We start from the raw sequence: 5,664 nt of genomic DNA, 5'->3' as shown, positions 1-5,664 counted from the left end.
CACCCGGCCCCCGGTGCGCCCCTCCGCGCAGCCCGCGCTGCCGGAGTCCGAGCGCACGAAGCAGCAGCCGCTGCCCGAGTCGGAGCGGACCAAGCAGCAGCCGCTGCCGCCCGTCGGCCAGCCCGCGCCGCTCGATCTGCTGGCGCAGCTGACCAACACCCCGCCCCCGGCGGAGACCCCGCTGCGGACCGCCGTGCGGCGGGTCAAGATCTGGACGCCGCTCGCGGTGCTCCTCATCATCGTCCTCGGCGTGGTGCAGTCGGTGCGCCCGCTGCCGGACCCCGAGCTGAAGGTGGCCGACGCCACATACACCTTCGACGGCGCCCGGATGTCGCTCCCCTGGCCGGAGCAGGGGCAGTCCGCGGTCGAGGTGGAGGGCCTCGGCAGCCTGGGCACCTCCGGGGCGCAGAAGCCGGTGCCGATCGCCAGCGTCACCAAGGTGATGACGGCGTACGTCGTCCTCAAGGAGCATCCGCTCAAGGTGTCCGAGGAGGGCCCGACGATCAAGATCGACGCCCAGGCGGGCAAGGAGTCGGGCTCCGAGGACGAGTCGCGGGTCGAGGTGGACGAGGGCCAGACGTACAACGAGCTCCAAATGCTCCAGATGCTGCTCATTCCGTCCGGGAACAACATCGCCCGGCAGCTGGCCCGCTGGGACTCGGGGTCGGAGGAGGCGTTCGTGAAGAAGATGAACGACGCCGCGAAGGACCTGGGGATGAAGAACACCGTCTACACCGACCCCAGCGGCTTCAAGGCGACGACCAAGAGCACCGCGTCCGACCAGCTCAAGCTGGCCAGGGCGGTGATGAAGAGTGAGGCGTTCCGGTCGGTCGTGGCGACGCCCAACATCAGGATTCCCGGCCTCAAGACTCCTGACAGCAAGATCTACAACAACAACAATCTGCTGGTGAAGCCCGGTGTGGTCGGCATCAAGACCGGTTCGAGCACCCCGGCCGGCGGTGCGCTGATGTGGGGCGCGGAGAAGACCGTCGACGGCAACAAGCGGCTGATCCTCGGTGTAGTCCTGCAGCAGCGGGCCCCCGGCATCCTGCAGAACAGCCTGGATCTGGTGCAGACGAACAGCTACAAGCTGATCACGGCGGTGCAGGACGGCCTCACCTCCGCCACGGTGGCGAAGAAGGGCGATGTCGTCGGCCACGTCGACGACGGCCTGGGCGGCACGACCCCGGTCGTCGCGACCAAGGACGTGACGGCCGTCGGCTGGGGCGGGCTCGAGGTGGAGCTGGAGCTGATCGACGGCGGCAAGGTCGTGCCGCATACGGCCAAGGCGGGCACGGTTGTCGGCCAGCTGGCCGTGGGCAGCGGCTCGGCCCGGGTGAAGGTGCCGGTCGCGCTGCAGAACGATCTGTCCGAGCCGTCGTTCGGCTCCAAGCTGGTCCGTATCGCCTGATCCGGTGGCCCGGCGCCCGGCGCGTCGGGCCACTGATCAGCCGTATGTAGCAAGTTGTCCACAGCACCCCCGACCGCCCGCCCTGAAGGCCTTTTGGGGCCCTTCGCGTGCTAGCGTCGCCTGCGCCTCCGGTCCCGGTCCTCCCATAACGAACCGGGGGGAACCGGTACAGGGTTGAAGGAACATGGGGGCATACCTCGGGGAAGACGGGGAGAGCCGCAGTGACCACCGTGGATCCGACACGGGCCGAAAACAGCGGGAGTTCCGAGGAGAACACCGCGGCGCGAATAAGACTGCCTACGCAGCGCTGGTCCACTGAGGGCCCGGACGCCGCGGAGGGCGTAAGCCCCGCCGAGGACGCGGGGCCGGCGGGCGCCGACCCGGCTGAGGGCGCGGGTACGGCGACGCTGACGCACAGCGCCGAGCAGCAGGAGCCGGCCGGGCAGCAGGAGCAGGCCGAGCAGGGGGAGCAGACGGTCGGCTGGGCGCTGCGCGCCTGGCGCTTCCTGCGCCACCCCGTGCCCGCCTCCCTGGCCGTCGCCGCGGTGCTGCATGTGCTGTGGGTGGCGCTGCTGGCGAACAGCGGCGGTGACCTGGCCGCGCAGGACGCATGGGCGGAGTTCGCCCTGCAGCATCCCGACTCGGCGTACAACCTCGCCTGGTACGGCGGGATGCACACGGTCTCGTACAGCGTCATCTCGCCCTATCTCATGGCGGTCCTCGGCGTCCGCACCACGATGATGATCGCGGGAACGCTGTCCGCCGGGCTGCTCGCGCTGCTGCTGGTGCGCAGCCGGGTGGTGCGGCGGCCGCTGTGGCCGGCCCTGTACGGCACGTTCGCGCTGGTCTGCAACGCGATCTCGGGCCGGGTGACGTTCGGGCTCGGCGCGATGTTCGGCCTCGCCGCCGTGGCGGTCATCTTCGCGTGGCCCACCAAGTGGCGGTCCCGGTTCTGGCACCACAAGATCGCGCGGGCACTGCTGGCCGCCCTGCTGTCCGCGCTCGCGACCATGTCCAGCCCGGTGGCCGGGCTGTTCATCGGGATCGTGGCCGCCGCGCTGTGGCTGACCCGGCGCCATCCGGCCTCGTACGCGCTCGGCATCACGCCGGTGATCGTGGTCGGGCTGTCGGCCTGGCTGTTCCCGTTCTCCGGAGAGCAGCCGATGACCTGGCCGTCGACGATACTGCCGGGCATCGTCGGCCTCGGGGTCTTCCTGTTCGCACCGCGCAGCTGGCGGACCGTCCGGGTGGGCGGGGCGCTGTACACGGTCGGGGTGGTGCTGACCTGGCTGATCCCCTCCCAGATCGGCACCAACATCTCCCGCCTGAGCATGATCTTCGGCGGGGTGGTGCTGATCGCCGCGCTGACCAACCGCCGGATGCCGCCGCGCGAGAAGTGGCTCACCACGGGCGTGGGGCGGATGTGGACGGCGCTCGTGCTGTGTCTGGTGACGGTCACGGTGTGGCAGGGCGTGAAGACGGGCGACGACGTCATCCACACCACCCCGTCGGCGTCCTGGGCGCGCGAGCTGGCGCCGCTGGTCCACCATCTGCAGCGGGTGGAGGCCAACCGGGGCCGGGTCGAGGTGGTGCCGGTGCGCAGCCACCGCGAGTCCTCGGCGCTCGCCCAGTACGTCAACCTGGCCCGCGGCTGGACCCGGCAGGCGGACCTGGACCGCAACCCGCTCTTCTACGAGGACACCCTCAGCCCGGCCGACTACCACGCCTGGCTCAAGCGCATGGCCGTGCACTATGTGGTGCTGCCGGCCGATGAGCCGGACCACGCCGCGGTGCTGGAGGCCGAGCTCATCGCCAAGGGCCTGCCGTATCTGCGTGAGGTGTGGGGCGACGACAACTGGAAACTGTACGAGGTCAAGGACCCCACCCCGATCGCTGACCCGCCGGCCACGGTGGAGCTGGCCAGCGCCGACAAGCTGGTTCTGAAGGTGCGCGCCAAGGGTCCGGTGCTCATCCGCATCGCGTACTCGCCGTGGCTGGGCCTGGTGGACGCCAAGGGCCACCGGATCAAGGCGCCGGAGGCGGAGGAGGACGGCGAGCTGCCGGTCAACCGCAAGGGTTGCCTGACCAAGCAGGTCTTCGAGCCGAGCAAGGAGGGGGAGCCGGAGGACGAGTGGACCGTGCTGCACGCCCCGCACCCCGGCACCTACCGGATAGCGGGCAAGTACGACCTGCCGCGCGGCACGCCCTGCCCGGACGAGATGGCCCCGTAGAGCGAATAACCTGACAAAGCAGATGAAACCGAGAAGGCCGGCCCGGGAGTTCCCGGGCCGGCCTTCTCAGTGGCATACCGTCGACGGCCAGGGCTGGTCCGGTCCCCGACCCTGGCCCTGGCTGTGCTCCGTGCTCTGGTGGACCTTCTCCAGGCTGCCCAGCAGCCCGCCGAGCCGCTGCTGCCTTTCCGCGTCCGGATAGCTGAGGAACTTCAGCACGGCGCGCTGGAAAGCGAGCCGCATCCGCGGCGGCATGGCGTCGGACGCGTCCAGGCACAGCGAGGAGGACTTGAGCGTCCGGGCGATCGACTGGGCGACCTTGTCGTTCCCCTGGACGGACACGGGCACCTTGCTGTTCGCGGAGAACGGCTTGGCGGAGCGGGCAGGGGTGTGCTCGGCCCAGGTCCGCTGCCCCTCGACCTGGGCGAGGTAGCGCATGAGCTCCAGCGCCTGCCCGGTGTGGCCGGTGTTCTTGAACAGCGCGGCGAAGTCCCCGGACACCTCATGCGCGGCGAAGTCCCCGGACACCTCATGCGCGGCGGACACCTCATACGCGGCGGAGGGTGAGCCGGACAGCCTGAGCAGATCGGCGGAGTAGGCGAATCTGGCCCGGTGGGGGCCGGGGTAGCTGCCGCGGATGAAGGAGCCCTGGTGTTCCAGCGCACACGACGGGCGCTTCGCGAACAGCTTCTTCCCCGCCGCCCGGAAGTCGGTGCGCAGCGCGGTCTTCGCGGCCGCGCCCGAGAACAGCTCGCCCCAGGTCCGCCACGCCTCGGCGACGCGTGGATCGTCCCAGGCCAGCTCGCCCTCGGCCCACTGCTCGTAGACCCGCTTGCCCTGCTGCCGCAGCAGGATGTCCTCGATCCAGTCCGTGCCGGGCCAGCCGGAGGTGGCGCCGTCGCCCATGCCCACGCACCACTGGCGGCTGTCGGCGGCCAGGGCGGGGAGGTCCCCGGGGCCGTGGCGCGCGCTGTCGTACCAGACGATGCCCTTGAGGTCGGCCTTGACGGCGACGCCGTAGATCGGCCCGTTCTCCGTCAGCCGGGGTGTCCACAGGGGGTTGTACTCGCTCCCGGGGACCACCTCGTCGAGCTTGGCCAGATAGTCCTTCTCGGCGTAGGCGGTCAGCTCCCCCGAGCTCGGCAGCACGGCGATATCGGGCGGGGTGCCGGACCGTACGTCGGAGAGCAGCACCTCGCGCAGCGCGGTGGTGCCCTGGTACTCGACGCGGATGTGGTGCTTTTTGGTGAAGGCGTCCAGCACCTGGCGGAAGGCCTCCTCCTCGGGGCCGGTCCAGGAGGCGAGCACGCGGATCGTGCCGCCGGACTGCTGGGCGCCCGCGTCGCCCGTGCCCAGGGCGCACAGGAGCACCAGCCACAGGCCGAGCACGGCGGCGGTGACGTTCCGGGGGCGGGTGGCGGTGCTCATCGGGCCCGGAACCGGTACTCGTCGATACGCGGCTGGAGCCCGACGAACACAAGCGCGGCGAGGAGCGCGCCACCCATCGGTATCCACACCACGGCGCCGGTGCGCCAGTGGGTCTCCGCCATCTTGGTGCTCACCCTCTTGTTGGTGGTGTCCGGGGACCTGCCGATATTCGGCTGGCGCAGGCTGGTGCGGGCCTGGGAGAGCCGGTCCTGCGTCTGGTAGGTGAAGACGGCCAGGGTCGGCACCGCGAGCAGCAACAGCCCGGTGGCCACGAGCAGGCTGGGGTTGAACCGGCGGCGGAAGCGGTGGCGCAGAAAGCGCTGGGTGCGCACCAGCAGCACGGCCAGCGCGAGATACGCCGCCGGGACCAGCACCCACCAGGCGAGCGACAGCAGCCAGCCGAAGGAGGTCTGCTGGTCGAGCAGGCGGAGCTGCTTGCCCTGCACCTTCACCAGCCGGGCGAGGATGTCGCTGTCGCCGTCCCGCACCTTCTTGGGCGAGCCGTCGTCGCCCCGCAGCATCGTTTCGGCGTAGCCGAGGTAGGCGTCGCGGAGGTCGGCGTTGTCGCGGTTGACGTACGCCTGCTGGACGAGG

3 protein-coding genes and 1 pseudogene are annotated in these 5,664 nt (G+C 70.6%); 2 read left to right on the top strand and 2 right to left on the bottom strand.

From position 1 onward, the window contains the following. Together CCN51_RS35810 and CCN51_RS35805 are read left to right on the top strand one after the other, a co-directional pair. On the top strand, nt 1–1,411 hold a 1,411-nt coding region (locus tag CCN51_RS35810), incomplete at its 5' end, for a D-alanyl-D-alanine carboxypeptidase family protein (protein ID WP_483883458.1). A gap of 221 nt (nt 1,412–1,632) precedes the next feature. Continuing rightward, entirely contained in the window at nt 1,633–3,642 is a 2,010-nt protein-coding gene (locus CCN51_RS35805) for a hypothetical protein (RefSeq protein ID WP_014178920.1), read from the top strand. Between the two features lie 66 nt (nt 3,643–3,708). On the opposite strand, the gene CCN51_RS35800 is transcribed toward CCN51_RS35805, so the two are convergent. Both CCN51_RS35800 and CCN51_RS35795 read right to left on the bottom strand, forming a co-directional pair. Further along, entirely contained in the window at nt 3,709–5,070 is a 1,362-nt protein-coding gene (locus CCN51_RS35800; RefSeq protein WP_086860535.1) for an ABC transporter substrate-binding protein, read from the bottom strand. Further along, nucleotides 5,067–5,664: pseudogene (locus tag CCN51_RS35795) on the bottom strand (hypothetical protein); the annotation flags it as partial. The pseudogene CCN51_RS35795 and the gene CCN51_RS35800, both read right to left, overlap by 4 nt.

This window comes from Streptomyces milbemycinicus (assembly GCF_002154605.1).
Lineage (GTDB): Bacteria > Actinomycetota > Actinomycetes > Streptomycetales > Streptomycetaceae > Streptomyces > Streptomyces milbemycinicus.
This window is presented reverse-complemented; position numbering and strand designations above follow the sequence as displayed.

Excerpts from the sequence above, each read along its gene's own strand:
- CCN51_RS35800 (WP_086860535.1), bottom strand. The coding sequence starts at position 5,070 with ATGAGCACCGCCACCCGCCCCCGGAACGTCACCGCCGCCGTGCTCGGC.